We start from the raw sequence: 23,744 nt of genomic DNA, 5'->3' as shown, positions 1-23,744 counted from the left end.
CGTTTCCCGCGCGATGACGCATCCTTGAGATGTGGAGTTCCTCGGGGAGTCGGTCGAGCGGAAGGGGAGGGCGCAGCTGATGAGTTCCGGCGCACCCGCTCATAACGCTTCGGTGCACAACATGGGACGCGGTGCCACGGAACAACGGCCGCCGAGGCACCATGGACCGATGCGTGACGACAAGAGCACGGTGATCGGTGCGCTCGTTCACCGTGCCGTCGACGGAGACAAGCAGGCCACGCATGATCTCCTCGCGCATGTTCACCCACTCGCGCTGCGGTACTGCCGGACCCGGCTCAGCCGACTGCCCGGCGACGCGCGCCACTTCGTGGAGGACCTCGCCCAGGAGGTCTGTGTCGCGGTCCTGATGGCGCTTCCGCGCTATCAGGACACCGGGAGGCCCTTCGAGGCGTTCGTGTTCGCCATCGCCTCGCACAAGGTCGCCGATCTCCAGCGGGCGGCCATGCGTCATCCGGGCTCGACGGCCGTACCGTCCGACGAGATGCCGGAGCGCCCCGACGACTCCCTCGGACCCGAGGAGCGTGCCCTGCTCAGCGATGACGCGGAGTGGGCCAAGAGGCTCCTCGCCAACCTTCCGGAGAACCAGCGGGAACTGCTGGTGCTGCGGGTCGCGGTCGGTCTGACCGCGGAGGAGACGGGGCAGATGCTCGGCATGTCCCCGGGCGCGGTGCGTGTGGCACAGCACCGTGCGCTCAGCCGCCTGCGCGCACTCGCGGAGCAGTAAGCCACAGCCAGCCGGCCAGCCGTCGCGCGACCATGTCGGTCCACGCCGCCCCGGCCACAGCGGCCCCCAGCCCGCCGCCCTCGGCCCACCGCCCGCCTTCCGGGCCACGTCGTCCGTACCGTCTCCGTACCGCCGCCTCGAACGGTCCGAACCGCTGCCGAGAGAGTTCCCGAAAGCGGTGCCAACGAGGAAACCTGAACGGTGAACCCCAAGGACACGCCATTCGTATGACGTATGTGTCCATACATAAAGCTGCTGAGTGATCTTGATCGTGGAATGAGACGGTGTCCGAGGCCGTTAGCATGGACATCCGCACCGATCAAGGCCATTGGGGAAGGTGTCATGACCAACGTCGACGGAGTGCCCGAGAAATTCGCGACACTCGGGCTGACCTACGACGATGTGCTGCTGCTGCCGGGTGCCTCCGACATGGCGCCCGACCAGATCGACACCTCCTCGTACATCTCGAAGAACGTACGGGTGAACATCCCGCTGCTGTCCGCGGCCATGGACAAGGTCACCGAGGCCCGGATGGCCATCGCGATGGCCCGCCAGGGCGGCGCGGGCGTGCTGCACCGCAATCTCTCCATCGCCGACCAGGCCAATCAGGTCGATCTGGTCAAGCGCTCCGAGTCGGGCATGGTGACCGACCCGATCACCGTGCACCCGGACGCGACCCTCGCCGACGCCGACAAGCTGTGCGCGAAGTTCCGCATCAGCGGCGTCCCGGTGACCGACCGGGCCGGCAAGCTGCTCGGCATCGTCACCAACCGCGACATGGCCTTCGAGTCGGACCGCAGCCGCCAGGTGCGCGAGGTCATGACCCCGATGCCGCTGGTCACGGGCAAGGTCGGGATCTCCGGCGTGGACGCCATGGAACTGCTCCGCCGCCACAAGATCGAGAAGCTTCCGCTGGTCGACGACGCGGGCATCCTCAAGGGCCTGATCACGGTCAAGGACTTCGTCAAGGCCGAGCAGTACCCGAACGCCGCCAAGGACGAGAACGGCCGCCTGCTCGTCGGCGCGGCCGTCGGCGTCGCGGGTGACGCCTTCGAGCGCGCCCAGGCGCTGATCGAATCGGGCGTCGACTTCATCGTCGTCGACACCGCGCACGGCCACTCCAAGCTGGTCGGCGACATGGTCTCCAAGATCAAGTCGAATTCGGCGGGCGTCGACGTCATCGGCGGCAACATCGCCACCCGCGACGGCGCGCAGGCGCTGATCGACGCCGGTGTGGACGGCATCAAGGTCGGTGTCGGACCCGGTTCCATCTGCACCACCCGTGTGGTCGCCGGAATCGGCGTACCGCAGGTCACGGCGATCTACGAGGCTGCTCTCGCCGCCAAGGAGGCAGGCGTCCCGGTCATCGGCGACGGCGGCCTCCAGTACTCGGGAGACATCGCGAAGGCCCTGGTCGCGGGCGCGGACACGGTGATGCTCGGCTCGCTGCTCGCCGGCTGCGAGGAGTCGCCCGGCGAACTGCTGTTCATCAACGGCAAGCAGTTCAAGTCCTACCGCGGCATGGGTTCGCTCGGCGCCATGCAGACCAGGGGCGAGCAGCGCTCCTTCTCCAAGGACCGTTACTTCCAGGAGGGCGTCGCCTCCGACGAGAAGCTGGTGCCGGAGGGCATCGAGGGCCAGGTTCCCTACCGAGGACCGCTCTCCGCGGTCGTCCACCAGCTGGTGGGCGGATTGCGTCAGTCGATGTTCTACGTCGGCGGCCGGACGGTTCCCGACCTCCAGTCGAACGGCCGGTTCGTCCGCATCACCTCGGCGGGGCTCAAGGAGAGCCACCCGCACGACATCCAGATGACGGTCGAGGCACCCAACTACAGCAGGAAGTAGCACCGGCGAGAGCGGTCCGGAGCGGCCCGGAGCGGTACGTAGCGGCACGGGAACGTACCGCCGGGAAGCGGTGCACCGGGCGGCGGCACAGACGGGTACGGCCGCCGAGCGGTGCTGGGCCGTACCGCCGGGAAGTGGTGCCGGGGCGACGCACCGGAAAGCGGCGACGCGCCGTGCCGGCGAGTGGCGCCGGTGACCCGGACAGAGCACCGTTCGAGCACGGCGAGCACGCGCCACGCGCGCGTAGCGGGGCGGTACCAGGGATTCCGCGAGGGCTTCCCCGGGCCGCCCCTCCGGCGTGCGTCGGGGATACTGGTAGGCGCTGACACAGAGGGAAAGGCCCATACAGGTGACTGAGATCGAGATCGGGCGCGGCAAGCGCGGCCGTCGGGCGTACGCGTTCGATGACATCGCCGTCGTACCGAGTCGGCGTACGCGTGACCCCAAGGAGGTCTCGATCGCCTGGCAGATCGACGCCTACCGCTTCGACCTGCCCTTCCTGGCCGCTCCCATGGACTCCGTGGTCTCTCCGCGGACCGCGATCCGCATCGGTGAGATGGGTGGCCTCGGCGTCCTCAACCTGGAGGGTCTGTGGACTCGCTACGAGGACCCCCAGGCGCTGCTCGACGAGATCGCCGAGCTGCCGGCCGAGACCGCGACCCGCCGCCTCCAGGAGATCTACTCCGCGCCGATCAGGGAAGAGCTGATCGGGCAGCGCCTCAAGGAGGTCCGTGACTCGGGTGTGGTGACGGCCGCGGCGCTCTCGCCGCAGCGGACGGCGCAGTTCTCCAAGGCCGTCGTGGACGCGGGCGTCGACATCTTCGTCATCCGGGGCACCACCGTCTCCGCCGAGCATGTCTCGGGCGCCGCCGAGCCGCTGAACCTGAAGCAGTTCATCTACGAGCTGGACGTCCCGGTCATCGTCGGCGGCTGCGCCACCTACACCGCGGCCCTGCATCTGATGCGCACGGGCGCGGCGGGCGTGCTCGTCGGCTTCGGCGGCGGGGCCGCGCACACCACGCGCAGCGTCCTCGGCATCCAGGTCCCGATGGCGACGGCGGTCGCCGATGTGGCCGCGGCGCGCCGCGACTACATGGACGAGTCCGGCGGTCGCTACGTCCACGTCATCGCCGACGGCGGTGTGGGCTGGTCCGGCGATCTCCCGAAGGCGATCGCCTGCGGCGCGGACGCCGTGATGATCGGCTCCCCGCTGGCCCGTGCGACGGACGCGCCGGGCGGGGGCCGCCACTGGGGCATGGAGGCCGTCCACGAGGACGTGCCGCGCGGCCAGCTGGTCGACCTGGGCATCGTGGGAACCACGGAGGAGATCCTCACCGGCCCCTCCCACACCCCCGACGGGTCGATGAACTTCTTCGGCGCGCTGCGGCGGGCCATGGCGACGACGGGCTACAGCGAGCTGAAGGAGTTCCAGCGCGTCGAGGTCACGGTCGCGGACACGCAGCACAGCCGCTGACCCCGCACAGCACGCGGAGTACGCAGAGTACGCCGAGCGCGCGGCGTACACAGAGCCCGCAGAGCAAGCGGAGCCCGCAGAGCCCGCAGAGCAAGCGGAGCCCGCAGAGCCCGCAGAGCCAGCGGAGTACGCCGGAGGCCCGGCGCCGGAGACGTTCCTTCTCGGCGCCGGGCCTCCGGCGTGCCGTTCACAGCCGGTGGGCCGCGCCCGCGGGGGTGGCTCCGCGGGTGTCCAGGAGGAGCTGGGCCTTCACGGCCAGGCCCTGGAGGTCGTAGGTGCGGTGGTGCTGGAGCAGCACGGTGAGGTCCGCTCCGGACGCCGCCTCGTACAGGGAGTCCGCTCGGGGGACGGGCAGCCCGTGGACGCGCCAGTCCGGGACATGCGGGTCGTGGTAGCTGACGGCCGCGCCCAGATCCATCAGCCGGCGGGCGATCTCGGTGGCCGGTGAGCCCTGGAGATCGGCGATATCGGGTTTGTAGGTGATGCCGAGGAGCAGGACGCGCGCGCCGCGCGCCGATTTGCCGTGCTCGTTGAGGAGGGTGGCGCAGCGCTGGATGACGTACTGCGGCATCCGGGCGTTGATCTCCTGGGCCAGGCCGGCCATCCGCAGCGGATGGCCGGGGGTGCGGCCGTGGTGGGGGAGGACGCTGGGGTCCAGCGGCACGCCGTGGCCGCCGACGCCGGGTCCGGGGCGGAAGGCGTGGAAGCCGTACGGCTTGGTCTCGGCGCAGCGGATGACGTCCCACAGATCGACGCCGAGGTCGTGGCAGAGGACCGCCATCTCGTTGACCAGGGCGATGTTGACGTGGCGGAAGTTCGTCTCCAGCACCTTGACGGTCTCGGCCTCGCGCGGGCCGCGGGCGCGGACCACCTTGTCGGTGAGACGGCCGTAGAAGGCGGCGGCGGACTCGGTGCAGGCGGGGGTGAGGCCGCCGATGACCTTGGGGGTGTTGGCGTAGTCGTGCGTACGGCTGCCGGGGTCCACGCGGGCGGGGGAGTACGCGAGATGGAAGTCGCGGCCCGCGCGCAGGCCGGAGCCCTCTTCGAGGATCGGGCGCAGAAAGGACTCGGTGGTGCCGGGCTGTACGGCCGATTCGAGGAGCACGGTGGTGTGCGGGCGCATACGGGAGGCCAGCGCGCGGGCGGCCTCGGCCAGGTCGGTGAGATCGAGGTTGCCGTCGGCGCCGACCGGGGTGGGGACGGCGATGGCGGTGGTGCGGACGCGGCCGAGTTCGGCCGGGTCGGTGACGGTTCTGAAGCCGCCGGAGACCATGCGGCGGATGTCGGCGGGGGTGCGGCCCGCTGCGGGTTCGCTCAGTTGCCGTGGGTCGGTGTCGTAGCCGATGGTCTCGATACCGGCGGCGACCGCGGCCTGGGCGAGGGGCAGGCCGTAGTGACCGAGTCCGATGACAGCGAGATCTGCGGGCATGGCGTTGGCCGTCCTTCCCGTAGCCGGAGGGGAGTGCTGGCGCAAGCCCTGTGGGCAGAACGGGGCGGGCGCAATGTCAGACTAGGCGTAAATATGACCGATATGTCGCATTGCGCGCCCATGGTCGCCAGGGTGTTGTCCACAGGCGGTATCCACAGGCGGTGGCTGAAGTCGGCGACTGCGGACAGAATCGATGTTGTGAGCCCGGCCGCGGGGGTGTGGATCCCGGTGGCGGGGCGCATGAGCGCATGCGGCCGGACCTGGTGACCTTCCGGGACGTGCGCCCGTGGCTCCGGGACATGTGCCGGTGGAAGGCGTATGAACCCGGTCCTTCCGGGCAGGGGCGGTGTGGGGCCGGCCGCGGCGGATGCAAGGCCCGATCAGGGGGCACACGGGGGGCGACGGGAGGCAGCGCGGTGAGGACAGTGACACTGGGACCCGAGGAGCGCGCGCAGGCGCTCGCCGGAATGGCCGAGCGGGAGCTGGACGTACTGGTGGTCGGCGCGGGTGTGGTCGGCGCGGGCACCGCGCTGGACGCGGCGACGAGAGGGCTCTCCACCGGGCTCGTGGAGGCCCGCGACTGGGCGTCGGGCACGTCGAGCCGTTCCAGCAAGCTCATACACGGCGGGTTGCGCTATCTGGAGATGCTGGACTTCGCGCTCGTCCGCGAGGCGCTGAAGGAGCGCGGACTGCTCCTGGAGCGGCTGGCTCCGCATCTGGTGAAGCCGGTCCCGTTCCTCTACCCCTTGCAGCACAAGGGGTGGGAGCGGATCTACGCCGGATCGGGCGTCGCGCTCTACGACGCCATGTCGGTGTCGTCCGGGCACGGCCGCGGTCTGCCCGTCCACCGCCATCTCTCCCGGCGGCAGGCGCTGCGGGTCGCTCCCTGTCTGAGGAAGGACGCGCTGGTCGGCGCCTTGCAGTACTACGACGCCCAGATGGACGACGCCCGCTTCGTCGCCACCCTGGTGCGTACGGCCGCGAGTTATGGGGCCCAAGTCGCCAGCCGGGCCAGGGTCATCGGATTCCTGCGCGAGGGCGAGCGGGTCGTCGGCGCGCGGGTCCAGGACGTCGAGGCCGGCGGGGAGTACGAGATCCGGGCCCGACAGATCGTCAACGCGACCGGGGTGTGGACGGACGACACCCAGGCGCTCATAGCCGAGCGCGGACAGTTCCACGTCCGGGCCTCCAAGGGCATTCATCTCGTGGTGCCCAAGGACCGCATCCACTCCACGACCGGGCTGATCCTGCGGACCGAGAAGTCGGTGCTGTTCGTCATTCCCTGGGGGCGGCACTGGATCGTCGGGACGACCGACACCGACTGGGACCTCGACAAGGCGCACCCGGCCGCCTCCAGCGCCGATATCGACTATCTGCTGGAGCATGTCAACTCGGTGCTGGCGGTGCCGCTGACCCGCGATGACGTCCAGGGGGTCTACGCGGGACTGCGCCCGCTGCTCGCCGGAGAGTCGGACGCCACCAGCAAGCTCTCCCGCGAGCACACCGTCGCCCATCCCGTGCCGGGACTCGTGGTCGTCGCGGGCGGCAAGTACACGACGTACCGCGTGATGGCGAAGGACGCGGTGGACGAGGCGGTGCACGGACTCGACCAGCGGGTCGCCGCCTGTGTCACGGAGAACGTGCCGCTGGTCGGCGCCGAGGGCTACACGGCCCTGTGGAACGCGCGGGCCAGGATCGCCGCCCGCACGGGCCTCCATGTCGTGCGCGTGGAGCATCTGCTCAACCGATACGGCTCGTTGACCGAGGAGGTCCTCGCACTCATCGCCGACGACCCCTCGCTCGGCGAACCGCTCGCCTCGGCGGACGACTATCTGCGGGCCGAAGTCGTCTACGCCGCCTCGCACGAGGGCGCCCGGCACCTCGACGACGTACTGACCAGGCGCACCCGGATCTCCATCGAGACATTCGACCGGGGCACGCGGAGCGCGCGTGAGTGCGCGGAGTTGATGGCCCCGGTGCTGGGGTGGGAGAAGGAGCAGATAGAGAAGGAGGTCGCGCACTACGAGAAGCGCGTGGAGGCCGAGCGGGAGTCCCAGCGTCAGCCGGACGACCTGACGGCGGACGCGGCGCGGTTGGGCGCGCCGGACATTGTGCCGTTGTGATTCCTTGCTCCTCTGCGGTCTGATGGTCTTGGGGAATGGGCAGAGTCCCGACCGGCGGAGGGGTGAGCCTCACCGCGAGTAGTGGCATGGTGGGGGGTCATCACCTTCCGGACCACCCCCGGTGGGCGGCTGGACCCGGAAGCGGTGCCGGTCCCGGAGTGAGGGACAATGAAAGCTCTGCCAGGGCGTGTTACCGCATCGCGCGGGAGCGACGGGCGCGGGCGAGGATCAGGGATCGCAGAGGGGACGCATGTCGGAGGCAGAGCAGTCGCGAAAGCCCCAGCAGGACAACTCCGAGGAGCGCCCGGGCCCTGAGCCGCGGGATCCGCGCAAGCCCGCGGCGACCGGGGCGCGGACGGACACGGACGTCCGTACCGGAGTGCCCCGGCAGACAGCCGCCAAGAAGTCCGCGCGCGGAGGGGCCGCGGGCCGTAGGCCCGGTGTCAAGGCGAAGACGTCCGGGGGCAGTTCGGCCAAGGCGCCAGCGGATGCCGAAGCGGCCCCCGCGGACTCCCGGCCGGGCGGGGCGGACGACGCGCGACCTGCCGCCGGTGCCGAATCCGCGGCGACGGCGGCCGGGCGGACCGGGGACAGCGCGGCGGCTGCCGGAGCCGGGGCGGACGGCAGCGCGGTCTCCAAGGGCGGCACCGCGTCTGCCGGGCGCGGCGACCGAGCGGCAGCGGCAGCGGCAGACACGGACACTGACACGGACGTGGATACGGACGTGGACGCGGGAAAGTCGGCCGACGCCGAGGTGCGTCACGCCGACGCCGCTGACGCCGAGGCGCGTGCCGACGCCACGGCCGCTGCTGCTGACTCTGCCGCTGGCTCTGACGTGCGTACCGTTGCCGACGCGCACGCCGGTGCTGGTGCCGGTGGCGCTGGCGGCTCGCATGGGGACACGGATGTCGACGCAGCCGTCGGGAGCGACGCGGGATCCGATCCCGTGGACGGCGGACCGGGCAGTTCCGGTTCCGGTTCCCGTTCCACGGCGGGCCCCGGCGGGTCGGCCGACGAGCCTGTGGCCGCCGGTCGGGACGGCAAGGCAGCGGCGGCCGATTCCGGACCCGGCGCGTCCCGAGCCTCCGGCACTCGGGCGGCCGAGACGGGCCCCGGGGTCTCCCGGCGCGGGGGCGGCTCGGCTTCCGCCGGGGCGAGTTCGGGGCGGGAGGCCGAGGGACGGCTGCTGGCCGGGCGGTACCGGCTGGGCGGGGTGCTCGGCCGGGGCGGGATGGGGACCGTCTGGCGCGCCGAAGACGAGACCCTCAGCCGGACCGTCGCCGTGAAGGAGCTGCGCTTTCCGAACAGCATCGACGAGGAGGAGAAGCGGCGGCTCATCACCCGTACCCTGCGCGAGGCCAAGGCGATCGCCCGGATCCGCGACAACAGCGCGGTGACGGTCTTCGACGTCGTCGACGAGGACGACCGGCCGTGGATCGTGATGGAACTGGTCGAGGGCAAGTCACTCGCCGAAGTCATCCGCGAGGACGGCACACTGACGCCGCGCCGGGCCGCCGAGGTCGGGCTCGCCATACTCGACGTACTGCGGTCCGCGCACCGCGAGGGGATCCTGCACCGGGACGTGAAACCGTCCAATGTGCTGATCTCGGAGGACGGCCGCGTCGTCCTCACCGACTTCGGGATCGCGCAGGTCGAGGGCGACCCCTCGATCACCTCCACCGGCATGCTCGTCGGCGCGCCTTCGTACATCTCGCCCGAGCGGGCCCGTGGCCACAGGCCCGGCCCCGCCGCCGACTTGTGGTCGCTCGGCGGACTGCTGTACGCGAGCGTCGAGGGCTCGCCGCCGTACGACAAGGGCTCGGCGATCGCGACGCTGACCGCAGTGATGACCGAGCCGCTCGACCCGCCGAAGAACGCGGGCCCGCTGGAGGAGGTCATCTACGGCCTGCTCTCCAAGGACCCGGATCAGCGGCTCGACGACGCGGGAGCGCGGACGCTGCTCACCAGGGTGGTGCACGCGCCCGAGACGGCCGAACCTCCGGCGGACTCCACCCGCGCCATGGCGCTGCCGCTGGTCCCACCGCCCGTCGCACCGCCGAAGAGCCCCGCCGCCACCCGTAATCGCGGTCCGCTGCGGTCCACGAGGAACGCGGCGCCCATACCCGCGGCCGGCGCGTCCACCGCGGGTTCCCGGACCACGCCCAGCCGTTCGGAGCCGCCGGTGCCGCCGGTGCCGCCCGTCCAGCGGGCGGCACGGGTGCGCGCGCCGCTGACGGACGTGGTCAACCGCCGTACGCTCGTGATCACCGCGGTCGTGGTGGTGCTCGCGGTACTGGGCACCGTGCTGTACCTGACGATCGGTGACTCCGGGGACGAGAAGGACCGGAGCAAGTCCGGCACCGACGGCACCTCTTCGGCCGGAGCCTCCGCCGGCGCCGGTCAGGAGAAGCCGAGCGGCGACACCGCCGACTCCGGTGACAACGGGAAGAGCGGCCAGGAACAGCCCAAGAACGCGGGCAAGGAGACCGGCAGCCCCGGCGCCGGCGGCAAGCCGACCGGATCGCCGAAGGCCGATCCACCGGCGGGCGGCGCCCTGCCGACCGGATACGCTGCAGTGTCCAACGACCGGTTCCGGTTCACCATGGCGATGCCCGAAGGCTTCCGGATGACGGGCATAGCGGGCGCGGGTTCCGGCGGCATCTTCAACGCCCGGCAGGGCGCGTTCCCCCGGGTTCAGGTCGACTTCAACAACAGCCCCAAGGACGACGCCGCCGCTGCCTGGTCCGCGGCGGTCGCCGTGACCAGCGCCACCAGCAGCAACTACAAGCACCGGGACATAAGGCCGGTGGAGTACAACGGCTATCCGACGGTCGCCGACTGGGAGTTCGAGCGCGATCAGGGCGGCGAGAGGGTCCGGGTACTCAACCGCGGCTTCAAGGTCGACGGGAAGCGCGGCTACTCGATCATGATCACCTGCAAGGCGAGCGAGTGGGACGGAAAGGAGTGCGAGACCCTCCGTAATACAGCGTTCGGCACATTCAAGCCCAAGGACTGAGCGGGGACACGTATCGTGAGAGGTCGTGGACGGTGCGCAGCCGTAAACGGCCGCTGAACGACCGGAGTTGACGCACGATGGCGCGACAATGACGTTTCGGCGCGGCGTCGCCGGGCCATACAGTCGCCGGACTATGCAAGGGGACGGTCGCGGTGACCGGTGGAGCACAAGCGCCGCACGAGGGGAGGCGATGTGGACGAGTACGCGGGAAGGGTGCTGGCCGACCGCTATCGTCTGCCGCTGCCCCCGTCCGACGAGTACGAATTCGCGGAGACGCGGGCGTTCGACACCTATAGCGCGCAGGAAGTCCTGGTCCGCCAGGTTCCGTTGCCGGAGATCATCGAGGCCGAGGTCGTCGACGCGGACGGCGGGTCCGGTCCGGCGGCGCACCGGAGGGGCCAGGGACGTACGGAACGGAGCCTCACCGACCCCGCCGTGCTCCGAGCCATCGAGGCCGCCCAGGCCGCCGCGCAGGTCCCCGACCATCCTCGGCTGGACCAGGTCTTCGACGTCTTCGCGGAGGACGGCTCGCTCTGGATCGTGAGCGAGCGCGTCGCCGCACGGCCGCTCGCCGCGCTCCTCGCGGAGCAGCCCCTCACCCCGTACCGGGCCGCCGAGGTCGCCTCCGACGTGCTGACCGCGCTGCGCGCCCTGCACACCTACGGCTGGACTCACCGGAACATCACCGCCCGTACGGTCCTGGTCTGCGACGACGGGCGGATCGTGCTGACCGGCCTCGCGTCCGGGGCGGCGGAGGAGGCGCTGTGCGGGTACGCGCCCGTGCCCGCGCCGCACGAGAGCCGGGGCGACTTCGGCGAGGTCGACTTCGACGAGTTCGGGAGCTTCGGCGAGGGGCGTGAGAGTGCTGAGGGCCCGGAGGGCTACGCGGGCCCGGACGGTCACACGGGGCATGACGGCCACGAAGAGTACGGCGGCCAGCAAGAGCGGGAAGAGCAGGAAGAGTACGGCGACCACGTCCCGGACGCCCAGGGTCCGTATCCGCCCCGGTCCGGTGCGGGCACCGGTACCGGCGTGCCCGATGTACGGGCCGCCAGGGCGGGCGCGATCGCCGCGTACCGCGCGGGCGCACGGGCGGCGGCCCGAGTCAGCGAGGAGCAGCGACAGGGCGACCGCCCGGTGCAGACGGGCCGGGATCCCGACTGGTGGGCGCGGAAACCCGGCGGGGGCGGCCACCAGCCTCCGTACCGCATCGACCGTGACGAACAAGGGGACGACGACCCGGACGGGTACGAGGACCCCGACAGGTTCGACGACGGGTACGGGGCCGGCGGGCCCGGCCGCGCCCGACTCGCCGGGGCCTGGCACGACGGCCCCCGGCCGGGCCAGGACGGTCCGCCTCCGCTCCCCGCGGGCGGCGGATTCGCCCCCGCGCCGCGGAGCCGGCGGACCGGGATCCGGCAGGAGGGCCCGTCCCCACGCCAGGACGGTCCCCCTCCACTTCCTGCGGGCGGCGGCTTCGAACCCGCTCCGCACCACCCGTACCGCGACAACGACCCCTACGGCGTCCGCGAACCCCTGCCGCCCGGCGACGGTCCGGCGGGAGAGCGGCCCACGGCCCCTGGACCCCTGGGGTCCGGACGCGTGGGAATCGAGCCCGCGGCAGACCGTCCGGCGGGGAACGGGCCGGCGGGTCATGGCCCCGGCGGTGGCGGGCTGCCCGGCGCGGCCCGGCCCGGCGGCGCTCCGGCCCGAGACGGCGGCGATCTCCCCGTGCTCCCCTCGGCACGAGGAGGCCGCCCCGGAGGCGACCCCCACCGCGACCGCCCCTCCGCGCCCCGCGCCGACACCCGAGGCTTCACCGCACCCGCCCCGGTCACCGGGAGCTGGGACCGCGGCGGCGCGGGACGCGAGGCGCTGCGGGCCGACGCCGAGCGCCGGCCCCTCCCCGCGGTCACGCAGGCCCCGGCCGCAGGGTGGGACGAGGCCGTCGGCGGCCCCGAAGCCCCCGCGTACCGGGGCCCCACCACACCGCTCGCCGCCGAGCGTGCCCGCCAGGCGAGGATCGCCGTCATCGGCGCGGTCACCGAGCGCTGGGCCCCCGAGCAGGCCGGACCGGTCCATGAGAACTGGCAGCTCGCCGCCCCCGTAGGACCCGCCACCGACCTCTGGGCTCTCGGCGCGCTGCTCTACCGCTCCGTACAGGGCCACGCGCCCTACCCCGAGGAGAACGCGGCCGAACTGGTGCAGCTCGTCTGCGCCGAACCGCCCGCGTTCGCCGAGGAGTGCGGCCCGCTGCGCCCGGTCGTCGAGTCCCTCCTGCGCCAGGACCCCACCGAGCGGCCCGACGTCGAGGAACTGCGCGGCTGGCTGCGCTCCCTGGTGCGGTCCGCGCCCGAGCCCGAGGCCGGGATGGATGTCGTACCGCTGCCGTCGAGCGCGGTGGACGGCAGCAGGCTCCCCGTCGTCCGGCGCAGGGGTGAGCTGGTCCGCAGACGGCGTACGGGTTCGACCGAGGTCGTCCACGGCCGCCACCGGCAGAGAAAGGCCAAGCGCGAGCGCCGCCCGAGGTCGCTGGGCCGCACGCTCCTGCTGCTGATACTGCTGCTCCTGGCCGGGGCCGTCGCGTACGCCGTGATGTTCATGCCGAAGTCCGACGAGCAGGACCGCACGGCCCCGCAGGGCGACAGCGGCCCGATCCCCTCGGCCTCCGGAACAACCGACGCGAAGCCGGGCGGTACACAGGGCGCGGATCCCGGTGGGACGGCCTCCGCCCCGCCGGGGCCCGGCACCGGCTCCCAGCAGTCGCGGACCTCCTCCCCGGTGGGCGGAAATCTGGCGGACGGCTACGAACTGCGCAGCGACCCGGAGGGCTTCCGGACCGCCGTCGACAAGTCCTGGCAGCGTCGTCCCATCAACGACGCCGGCCAAGTCCGCTACAGCAACGGCGACTTCACCTTGATCATCGTCCCCGGCCGGGACGCCGTCGGATCGAACGGCGAGGACCCTCTGGTCTACCAGCGCGACCGGGAGCGGGAGCTTCAGCCGTTCCGGGACTCCTCCTGGGCCACGTCCTCCGGGCTGCGCCGGATCGAGATCGGGCAGCAGGTCATGGCCGAGGGCCAGTTCACCTGGCAGGACAGCAACGGCCGGGAGGTGTTCGTCCGCAACCGCGCGCTGGTCATCGGCGGCCGGTACCACGTGGTCCAGGTCATCGGCCCGAGCGACCGGCGGGACAAGGTGACCGAGGCGTACGAACAGGCCGTCAACACCTATCGCAAGACGGACTGATCGCGCCTTTGGGCGTTCGTCGTCCGCGTCACGGCGACAACACTCCATGTCACCAAGGCCGTTGGCGAGGCGGCCGAGGTTCCTGCCCGTGAGTCCCTTCCGTAACCTGGGATCCCAAGGAATGGGCGGGGGACATGGAAAACACTCAGAACATGGGCGCGGGGCTGCTCCTCGCCGGTCGTTACCGACTGGGCGAGTCGATCGGCAGAGGCGGCATGGGCAAGGTGTGGCGCGCACACGACGAGGTGCTGCACCGGGTCGTCGCGGTCAAGGAGCTGACCGCCGGAATGTTCGCGTCCGAGGCCGACCGGATCGTGCTCCACGCCCGCACCCAGAAGGAGGCGCGGGCCGCCGCCCGGATCAGCCATCCGGGCGTCGTCACCGTTCACGATGTGCTCGAACACGACGCGCGCCCCTGGATAGTGATGCAGTACGTCGACGGGCCGTCGCTCGCCGACGCGGCGAAGGAGTCCGGGCGGATCACCCCGCTGGAAGGCGCCCGCGTCGGGCTCCACGTCCTGCGCGCGCTGGGCGCGGCACATGCGGCCGGAGTGCTCCACCGGGACGTCAAACCCGCGAATGTGCTGCTCAGCCGGGATGGCCGGGTGCTGATCACCGACTTCGGGATCGCCGCCATCGAGGGTGACGCGACCATCACCCGCACCGGTGAGATCGTCGGCTCCATCGACTACTTGGCACCCGAGCGGGTACGCGGCGGCGATCCCGGTCCCGCGTCCGACCTCTGGTCACTGGGAGCGACGCTGTACACGGCGGTGGAGGGCCAGTCGCCGTTCCGGCGCTCGTCGGCGGTGGCGAGCATGCAGGCCGTGGTGAGCGAAGAGCCGCCGCACCCGGAGCGAGCCGGTCCGCTCGCCGACGTGATCATGGCCCTGCTGCGCAAGGACCACAACCGCCGGCCGCCGGCCGATGAGGCGGAGCGGATGCTCCAGCGCGCGAGGGAGGAACTGGAGGGCCATCTGCCGGCCACCGTGCGGCAGCGAATACCCGTGCAGCCGACGACCGGACGACAACCGGGCCCGGAAGACGTGCGGCCGGACACCGCCCCGGTCACCCCCGCCTCCTCGGCCACCCTGGCCGCACCGACCGCCGTGACGACACCGACCGCCATCACGGGCCCGGCTCTCCCGGTGCCGCCGGAGGCCACGGCGGTGCAGGGGACAACGGGGGCCTCTGGGGGCACGGCGGGCGGGGGCAGCGTGCCTGCCGCGCCCGGACTCCGCGGCCGGAGACGGCTGCTTCTGGCGGCGATCATCCTCCCGGTGGTGGCCGCGGGCGGGATCTGGGCCGGTTTCTCTCTCCTGCCGCACATGTTCGGCGGGACCGGCGACGACAAGTCGGCCTCACCGGGCGCCTCCCAGACCGCGTCCAGTGCTCCACGGAACACCCCCGGCAACGCCTCTCCCACGCCAGGAGGCCCGGCCGCCCCCGGCAACCCCGACGCCTCCCGTACCCCTGACGGGTCGGGCGACGTACCGGCCGGCTGGCGTCGCGTACAGGACCCGGCCGGTTTCAGCCTCCTCGTGCCCAACGGCTGGGAGCGCCGGGTCCAGGGCGGGCAGATCGACTACACACCGGACGGCGGTCTGCATCAGCTCCGCATCGGGATCGATCCCGAGCCGGACTACGACGACCCGTACGAGCACGCGCTGGACCTGGAACGGCAACTCCAGCGGCTGCCGGACTACCAGCGGCTGGAGTTGGAGCGCAACGGCTTCCGGGACAAGAGCAAGTCCGTGCTGTGGGAGTTCGGCTGGACCGAGAGGACGAAGTTCCCCGGCGCGCGGCGCGGTGTCGATCAGCTCTACTTCGAGGACGACGGCACGGAGTACGCGCTGTATATGACGGGACCCGCCGAGGGTTGGGCGGAGACACGGGAGAAGTTCGACATCATGCTCAAGAGCTGGCGGCCGACGGGGTGAGGCCCATGGCCCCGGCCCGCAGTCCGTCGCGCCGCGCGGTGCCGTGGTTCTTCGCGCCGAGCTGTGCCGTGGTCCATCGCGCCCAACAGTGCCGTGGTCCGTTGCCTCGTATGGTGCCGCACTCCGTCGCCCGTGCGGTGAACGCGCGGTGAACATGCGTCGGCCCGTACGGCGAAGGTCCGCCACCGCGCGCACCGTGAACGTGCGTCAGTCGAGGGCGCGTTGCGGTTCGATCGTCGTCGAGACCGTCGAGACCGCCGAGGCGGGTGGAACAACGGGCCGTCGATGGCTGATTCAGGACCCTCGCACAGCCGGAACCCTCTACCTCACTTGCTGATCGGCGCAGGCTGCCGCGACTGTCACGGCTCTGCATCCGCTACCCGCCCCAGGTAGCTTCTGCCACCCCGATCTGGCCAGGATGTGAGCATGACGAACGACGGAGGACGGGCGAACGAGCCCACCAGCTACGAGCTCAGGCCCCCGAACGCGCCGCAGGTGCCCACACAAGCGACCCAACTTCCCGCGCCCGCACCCGCGTACGGCTTCCCGCCCGCTTCGGGGGCTGCTTCCCCGGCTGCCTCCGCACCCGCGTTTCCGCCCGCGTCCGCCCCCGCCGCCGCATCTGCCGCGGCATCCGCCCCCGTGCCCGCCCCCGTGCCCGCCCCCGGTTTCGGGCCCGGTTTCGGGCCCGGCGGCACTCCGGCTCCCGCCCCTGGTGCCCCTGGTGTCGTTGGTGCTGTCATCGCGGGCGACCCCGACGCGGGGCGGTTGATCGGCGGGCGGTACCGCCTGGTCGGCCGGCTCGGACACGGTGGCATGGGCACGGTCTGGCGGGCGCACGACGAGGTCGTGGACCGGGAGGTCGCGGTCAAGGAACCCCGCGTACCCGACCATGTGAGCGCCGGTGAGCGTGAGAAGGTCTACGCGCGGATGCGGCGCGAGGCGCGCGCCGCCGCCCGCATCGAGCACCCGGCCGTCGTCACCATGCACGATGTGGTGATCGAGGACGCCAAACCGTGGATCGTCATGGAGTTGGTGCGCGGGCAGTCCCTCGCCGCCCGGCTCCAGGACGGGACGCTCGACGTACGGGAGGCGGCCAGGATCGGGCTCGCCGTGCTCGGTGCGCTCGCCGCGGCCCACGAGGCCGGGGTGCTGCACCGTGACGTCAAGCCCGACAACGTACTGCTGGGCCGTGGTGACCGGGTCGTGCTCACCGACTTCGGCATCGCGCAGGTCGAGGGCGAGCAGGGGCTCACCGAGACCGGGGGGTTCGTCGGCTCGCCCGAGTTCGTCGCCCCTGAGCGGGTACTGGGGCAGCGCCCCGGACCCGCGTCGGATCTGTGGTCGCTCGGAGTGGTGCTGTACGCGGCGGTCGAGGGCATGTCCCCGTACCGGCGCTCCAACGCCCCCGCGACCCTCCAGGCCGTGATCTCCGCCGAGCCTCAGATGCCGGCGCGCGGATCGGGTGCGTTCGGCACGCTGGTGATGCGGCTGCTGCGCAAGGACCCGGCGATGCGGCCGGACGCGGCGGAGGTCCGGCGGACGCTGGAGTCGGTGGCGCGCCCGCCGCAGCCCGCGTTCCATCCGACGACGGCGTTCGGGGGAGCCGGACAGGCCGCCGGACCGGTCGCCGCCGTCGGTGGCAGCCGCTGGGTGCCGCCGGTGCTCCAGGGCAACCGGGTGGCCCAGTTCGGGCTCGGCGGCGGGCTGCTGGCCGTGGCGGTCGCGCTGGTCCTGATCATCGCGGACCCCTTCGGCGGCGGCGGGCTGCCGCAGGGGTGGGAGGTCCGCAACGACCGTGAGGTGGTGTCGGCGAGCGTCGCCGTGCCCTCCGACTACCGGCGGGCCCAGGACGACAACGACGCCAATGTCACCTACACGGACCCCAGCGGTGTCTTCCAGGTCTATCTGGAGCGGATCGACACGGCAGCCGAGGAGGGCGAGATGGCGCCGACGGCGGATGCGTGGCGGCAGTACTACGAGCAGGGCGGCGAGAGGGGCAAGGAGATCCAGGACCAGAAGGTGGAGGTCTCCGAGACCCGGCACCAGGGCAAGGCCGCCTTCGACACGACCGTCGACCACGTGCCGTACAGCTACTCGTCGTCCATCGACAAGGACAAGGTCCGCAGCCGCTGGAAGGAGCGTGTGGTCGCGACCGGCACGGGGGAGAAGCAGGTGTACTGGCGGCTGCGGGTGACCGGACCGGCGGAGGGCTGGGCCGCGGGCGAGGGCGAGAAACTGTTCGACCAGGTGGTCCGGCATCTGAAGATCGAGAACCTGTAGGCCGCCGGGCGGGGCACGCCGGGCGGCGACGCCGCAGGGCGGGGCGGCGGGTACGCGGTGGGGCGGCGAGCCGCCAGGGCCCGATGCCCCCGCGCTATCCCCGCGCACTCCCGGCGCATTCCCCGCGCCACACCGAAAAGCCCCTGATCAGGGGTTATGTGCCAGCAATCGCTGGCGAGACGGTGCGCTGCCGGCGAAAGCTGTTACCGGCGGGTACCCAAAGCGTCGATCCCAGCCTAGTCTCGCCCGTATGACGGACTCCCCGGACTCCTCCGACGACGCGAAAGCCCCCGCCGCAGCTCCGGCCGCCGCGCCCACGGCCGCCCCCGCCACCGCCCCCGCCGCCGCAGCTTCGGCTTCCGCCCTCGGCACCAACCCGGCGGCCGCCGCTCCGGCCCGTGCGCGCACCGCCGCCGATGTGGTCACTCCGGAGGTGGTGGCCCAGCTCACCCGAGGCGTCGTCGGCTCCGGCCGTACCGCCCATCACTCCCCTTTCACCGGGAAGAAGCTGGCGGACCTGCCCGAGTCCACCCCGGACGACGTGGCCAAGGCGTACGAGAGGGCTCGCGCCGCGCAACCCGTCTGGGCCGCGACCCCGGTGCGCGGCCGGGCCGCCGTACTGCTCCGCTTCCACGATCTGCTGCTGGAGCGGCAGGCGGAGGTCCTCGACCTGATCCAGCTGGAGACGGGCAAGGCCCGCCTCCACGCCCATGAAGAGGTCCAGGCGGCGGCCATGGCAGCGCGTCACTACGGCCGCGGCGCCCCCGCGTATCTGCGGCCCAGGCGGCACACCGGCGTCGTCCCCGTCCTCACCAAGACCACCGAGCTGCGTCAGCCGCGCGGAGTCGTCGGCCAGATCGCGCCCTGGAACTACCCGCTGGAACTGTCCGTCAGCGACGCGCTGCCCGCGTTCGCGGCGGGCAACGCCGTCGTGATGAAGCCGGACACCCAGACCGCGCTGACCGCCCTGTGGGCCCGTGACCTCCTCATCGAGGCCGGTCTGCCCGAAGACGTCTTCCAGGTCGTCATCGGCGACGGCCCGGTCGTCGGCCCCGAGGTCGTCCGGCACGCCGACTACGTCTCCTTCACCGGCTCCACCCGCACGGGCCGTGAGGTCGCCCAGGGCGCGGCGGCCCGGCTGGTCGGCGTCTCACTCGAACTCGGCGGCAAGAACGCCATGCTCGTCCTGCACGACGCCGACATCGAGAAGGCCGCCGCCGGAGCGGTCCGCGCCTGCTTCGCCTCCGCCGGGCAGCTCTGCGTCTCCATCGAGCGGCTGTACGTCCACGAGTCGGTCGCCGACCGCTTCGTGGCGCGCTTCGCCGAGCGTACGAAGGCGATGCGCCTCGGCGCTTCGCTGGCGTACGGAGCCGATATGGGCTCCCTCGCGGGCGAGCGCCAACTGGCGACCGTCACCCGCCATGTCGAGGAGGCCGTCGCCAAGGGCGCGACCGTCGTCGCGGGCGGCGTGGCACGCCCCGACATCGGCCCCTTCTTCTACGAGCCGACCATCCTGGACGGCGTCGAGCCGCCGATGGCCGTCTGCACCGAGGAGACCTTCGGCCCGGTCGTCTCCGTCTACCGCTTCTCGGACGAGGACGAGGTTGTCGAGCGGGCCAATGCCACGCCGTACGGGCTGAACGCGAGCGTCTGGACACGTGACGGCGGACGCGGTCACCGGATCGCGGCGCGGCTGCGCACGGGCACGGTCAACATCAACGAGGGGTACGCGCCCGCGTACGGGAGCGTGCGGTCCCCGATGGGCGGGATGGGGGATTCCGGGCTGGGGCGACGGCACGGCTCGGAAGGGATCCTCAAGTACACGGAGGCGCAGACGGTGGCTCAGCAGAGACTGCTGCCGCTGGCGCCGTCGTTCGGGATGGACGACGAGAAGTACGCGGCGCTCATGAGCCGTTCGCTGCGGCTGATGAAGGCGCTGCGGCTGCGCTGACCGGCGTATGAGAGCCATCCGTCATGTGCGGTCCGTCACGTACTGAGGAGAGAGAGCCATGCCGGAGTTCCCCCCTGCCCTCGACGGCCGCGCTGACGACTGCGCCAACGACGACCGCGCCGACGCCGACGCCGACGCCGACGCCGACTCCGACGTCTGCGCCTACGACTACGACGTCATCGTCATCGGCTCGGGCTTCGGCGGTTCGGTCTCGGCGCTGAGGCTCAGCGAGAAGGGGTACCGGGTCGGTGTGCTGGAGGCCGGCCGCCGCTTCACGCGCGAGACGCTGCCCAAGAACTCCTGGGATCTGCGGAACTTTCTATGGGCCCCGGCGCTCGGTCTCTTAGGCATCCAGCGGATCCATCTGCTCGGCAAGGTGATGGTGCTGGCGGGCGCGGGAGTGGGCGGCGGTTCGCTGAACTACGCCAACACCCTCTACGTACCGCCGAAGGCGTTCTTCGACGACCCGCAGTGGAAGGACATCACCGACTGGCAGGAGGAGCTGAAGCCGTACTACGACCAGGCGCGACGGATGCTCGGGGTCCGGCTCAACCCGACGACGACGCCGTCGGACGTCCATCTGAAGGCGACGGCCGAGGCGATGGGCATCGGCGACACCTTCCACCCGGCACCGGTGGGCGTGTTCTTCGGCGACGGCCGCGACGGCACAGGCCATGGAACCGGTGTCCGGGCCGCTCCCGGTCAGGAGGTCCCCGACCCCTACTTCGGCGGTGCGGGCCCCGCCCGCCGCGCGTGCACCGAGTGCGGCGAGTGCATGACCGGCTGCCGCCACGGCGCGAAGAACACCCTCAACGAGAACTATCTCCATCTCGCGGAGCGGGCGGGCGCGGTCGTCCACGCGATGACCACGGCCGTCACCCTCACCGAGAACAGCCGGGGAGGCTTCGCCGTCGCGACGCTGCCCAGCGACGCCGGACGCAAGGGGCGCGGGCGTACGTTCACGGCCGCCCACGTCGTCGTCGCGGCCGGGACGTACGGCACGCAGACCCTGCTCCACCGGATGAAGGACACCGGTCTGCTGCCCCGGATACCCGACCGGCTCGGTGAGCTGACCCGTACGAACTCCGAGGCGCTGGTGGGCGCGCAGACCCACGACCGCCGCTACCGCAAGCGCCATGGCGCGGACCGGGTGGACTTCACCCGCGGGGTCGCGATCACCTCGTCCATCCACCCCGACGCCGACACCCATATCGAACCGGTCCGTTACGGCAAGGGCTCCAACGCGATGGGCGGACTGACGATCCTCCAGGTCCCCTACCGCACCCGGCACCGGGTGGCGGGCTGGCTCGGCGAGATCGCCCGGCACCCGCTGCTCGCTCTGCGCTCGCTCTCCAACCGGTGCTGGTCGGAGCGGACCATCATCGGCCTCGTCATGCAGTCGCTCGACAACTCCCTGACCACCTACCGCAGACCGCGCGGCCTCGGCAAGGGCCTGCTGACCGCACGCCAGGGGCATGGCGCGCCCAATCCGACGCAGATCCCGGAGGCCACGCGCGCCGCGTCCCTGCTCGCCGAGGAGATCAACGGTTTCGCGGGCTCCAACATCGGCGAACTGGTGGGCACTCCGCTCACCGCCCACTTCTTGGGCGGCTGCCCCATCGGCGCGACCGCCCGTTCCGGGGTGATCGATCCGTACCACCGCCTCTTCGGCCATCCCGGCATCTCGGTGGTGGACGGTGCGGCCGTCACGGCGAACCTCGGCGTCAATCCGTCCCTGACGATCACCGCGCAGGCGGAGCGCGCGACGGCTCTCTGGCCGAATCGTGGTGAGCCCGACCGGCGTCCCCGGCAGGGTGAGCCGTACGCACGGCTCGCTCCGGTGGCCCCGAAGTATCCGGCGGTGCCGGAGGAGGCGTTCGGCGCGCTGCGGCTTCCGTTCCTGGGGATGCCGTCGTTCCCCGGTGAACGCCCCTGACCTCTGACCCCTGACCTCTGACCCCTGACCTTTGACCGTCTCCCCGGAGGGAATCCCTGACCGTCCTCCCCATGGATCCCCATGGATCCCCATGGATCCCCATGGGGCTTCCCCTTGAGGGAAACGACAGAGAGGCCGCTGCACCCCCCTCCGAGTGCAGCGGCCTCTCTGTGTCTTTGTGGACCGCGTTTCGGGCGGCCGTGGTTCCCGCGGGGCGGGTGGTGCTCACCACGTGCCGTCGCGATGTGTGGGTCTCGCGACGGCGTGGTGGCGTGGTGGCGTGGTGACGACGTCCGGTTACGCGGCGGCGTTGCCGCTGCCGCGGCGCCTCATTGCGAAGACGACACCGGCGCCGGCGACGATGGCGATACCGCCGACGATCCCGATGGTGGGCAGGGTGTCGCTGGAACCGGTCGCCGCGAGGCTGCCCTGAAGCTGGGCGGTGGTCTGGGAGCCGGTGCTCGCGGGCTTCTTCGTCGGGAGCGGGACCTTGCCGCCTACCTGCGGCTTGGTGCCCCCGGTGTCCGTGTTGCCCTTCACGATCTGGAACTTGTAGGCGACCTCGGCGACGCCCTGGCACTCGCTGTCGAAGTCGGCGTAGATGCTGGCGCCGAGCGAGAAGCCCGAGCCGACCGGGGCGTTGGCCGCCACCTTGATCCGCATGGGGATCTCGACCTCGTGCTCGGCCTTCAGTTCCTCGGACCAGCCGACGTAACCGACGCTCTCGCCGCCCTCGGCGAGCAATTCCCACTTGCCCGTCTCTTCGTTGAGCGCCTCAAGCCGGACCTGCTGGGCCGAGAACAGTTCCTCACCGTTCTTGTCCGCGGACGCGGCGGCGAAGTAGTTCAGGTCGTGGAGCGTGCTCTCCGACGTGTTCACGACCTTCATGCTGAACTTGTGCCAGCCGCTGCCGGCCGCGATCTTGCCCGGCAGCCCTTCGATCGTGACCTCGGCCTTCGAGACCTCACAGAAGTCGGGGGTCCACTCCTCCTCGTCGTCCGCGGGAGGCCCGTCCTTCTCCTTCTCGCCCTCCTGCTTCGGCTCCTCCTGCTTCGCCTCTTCCTTCTTCTTCTCCGAATCGGTCAGGGAGCCGGGCTCGGTCTTCTCGGTGGTGTTCCCCGACGACTCGCCCTGGTTGTTCTCGCTCTCGGGCTTCTCGTTCTGAGCCGTGTCGTCGGCGGGCTTCTCCGGGTCCGTGTTCGACGGCGCGGTCTCCGACTCCGAGGTCCCGGACGACGAGTTCGTCGACGGAGTGGTCGAGGAGGCGGACTCCGTCGCGTACGCGGCCGGAGCGGCCAGGAGCGCGAGAGGGGTCAGCACTGCGGTCGCGGCTGCGACTGCCACCGAGCGGCGGAGCTTCATGGGACCTCAGGGAAGTCTGGGGCGCCACGTCACCACAGCGCCGGATCGAGGTGGCCCCTCCCGTGGCTTGTGTGCACGGATGCGGCCGTTGTTACGCAATGGTTGACCTGCGAGCGGCTCAAAGGGTTGCACCCGATCTGACGAAAATCGTCTGTGGTGTCGGTCACTGTCAGAGTGTCAGGACCGTGGGCCGACGGTTTCGGCTGTATGTGCCAGGGGCCTCCGGCCGCGCCGACGAGGGGCCTCTGATGCCGGGGAGCGCGCCGGGCTGCCGAGGAGTGCGTCGGCGGCGCGGGCGGGGAGACCGGCAAGGGCCCCGCGGGGTGGTATCCCGCGGGGCCCTTGGTGGTCGGCACCGACGTCAGGGCAGCGTCGGTGCCTGGGCGCGGCA

The 23,744-nt window shown here is 71.6% G+C and carries 12 protein-coding genes; 10 read left to right on the top strand and 2 right to left on the bottom strand.

The features are described 5' to 3' along the window. The first annotated feature begins 169 nt into the window (after positions 1-169). The 3 genes from ACWEFL_RS12685 to ACWEFL_RS12675 all read left to right on the top strand — a co-directional run bounded on the left by ACWEFL_RS12685 (position 170) and on the right by ACWEFL_RS12675 (position 4,064). A complete protein-coding gene (locus ACWEFL_RS12685) occupies positions 170-745 on the top strand; it encodes a sigma-70 family RNA polymerase sigma factor (protein ID WP_451710934.1) in 576 nt (191 codons plus the stop codon). A gap of 342 nt (positions 746-1,087) precedes the next feature. After that, the gene (gene guaB / locus ACWEFL_RS12680; RefSeq protein ID WP_451710932.1) at positions 1,088-2,590 is read left to right on the top strand and encodes an IMP dehydrogenase; all 1,503 of its coding nucleotides are present in this window, start codon (positions 1,088-1,090) and stop codon (positions 2,588-2,590) included. A 349-nt stretch (positions 2,591-2,939) separates the two neighbouring features. Further along, on the top strand, positions 2,940-4,064 hold the full coding sequence (locus ACWEFL_RS12675) for a GuaB3 family IMP dehydrogenase-related protein (protein WP_451710930.1): 1,125 nt from the start codon (positions 2,940-2,942) through the stop codon (positions 4,062-4,064). A 187-nt stretch (positions 4,065-4,251) separates the two neighbouring features. Here ACWEFL_RS12675 and ACWEFL_RS12670 read toward each other — a convergent pair whose 3' ends face one another. Next, positions 4,252-5,493, bottom strand: coding sequence for a nucleotide sugar dehydrogenase (locus ACWEFL_RS12670; RefSeq protein ID WP_451710928.1), 1,242 nt, complete (start codon positions 5,491-5,493; stop codon positions 4,252-4,254). A 416-nt stretch (positions 5,494-5,909) separates the two neighbouring features. On the opposite strand from ACWEFL_RS12670, the gene ACWEFL_RS12665 reads away from it, so the two are divergent. The 7 genes from ACWEFL_RS12665 to ACWEFL_RS12635 all read left to right on the top strand — a co-directional run bounded on the left by ACWEFL_RS12665 (position 5,910) and on the right by ACWEFL_RS12635 (position 21,991). After that, positions 5,910-7,616, top strand: a complete 1,707-nt coding sequence (locus ACWEFL_RS12665) for a glycerol-3-phosphate dehydrogenase/oxidase (RefSeq protein ID WP_451710926.1) — start codon at positions 5,910-5,912, stop codon at positions 7,614-7,616. Between the two features lie 250 nt (positions 7,617-7,866). Then, entirely contained in the window at positions 7,867-10,632 is a 2,766-nt protein-coding gene (locus ACWEFL_RS12660; RefSeq protein ID WP_451710924.1) for a serine/threonine-protein kinase, read from the top strand. 192 nt (positions 10,633-10,824) lie between these two features. Next, a complete protein-coding gene (locus ACWEFL_RS12655; protein WP_451710922.1) occupies positions 10,825-13,881 on the top strand; it encodes a protein kinase in 3,057 nt (1,018 codons plus the stop codon). A 134-nt stretch (positions 13,882-14,015) separates the two neighbouring features. Then, positions 14,016-15,821, top strand: coding sequence for a protein kinase domain-containing protein (locus tag ACWEFL_RS12650; protein WP_451710921.1), 1,806 nt, complete (start codon positions 14,016-14,018; stop codon positions 15,819-15,821). A 426-nt stretch (positions 15,822-16,247) separates the two neighbouring features. Further along, complete coding sequence (locus tag ACWEFL_RS12645) at positions 16,248-18,104, top strand: serine/threonine-protein kinase (protein WP_451710919.1); 1,857 nt, start codon at positions 16,248-16,250, stop codon at positions 18,102-18,104. Positions 18,105-18,354: 250 nt separating this feature from the next. Further along, positions 18,355-20,055 (top strand): succinic semialdehyde dehydrogenase, encoded by a 1,701-nt coding sequence (locus ACWEFL_RS12640; protein WP_451710917.1) that lies wholly within the window; start codon positions 18,355-18,357, stop codon positions 20,053-20,055. A gap of 58 nt (positions 20,056-20,113) precedes the next feature. Then, complete coding sequence (locus ACWEFL_RS12635) at positions 20,114-21,991, top strand: GMC family oxidoreductase N-terminal domain-containing protein (protein WP_451710915.1); 1,878 nt, start codon at positions 20,114-20,116, stop codon at positions 21,989-21,991. A 297-nt stretch (positions 21,992-22,288) separates the two neighbouring features. Here the strand turns inward: ACWEFL_RS12635 and ACWEFL_RS12630 are convergent, their stop codons facing one another. Then, the gene (locus ACWEFL_RS12630; protein ID WP_451710914.1) at positions 22,289-23,353 is read right to left on the bottom strand and encodes a hypothetical protein; all 1,065 of its coding nucleotides are present in this window, start codon (positions 23,351-23,353) and stop codon (positions 22,289-22,291) included. Positions 23,354-23,744: the final 391 nt, after the last annotated feature.

This window comes from Streptomyces sp. NPDC004838, from assembly GCF_053600955.1.
Note: the sequence above shows the minus strand (reverse complement) of the source record. Positions and strands in the feature narration are given on the sequence as shown.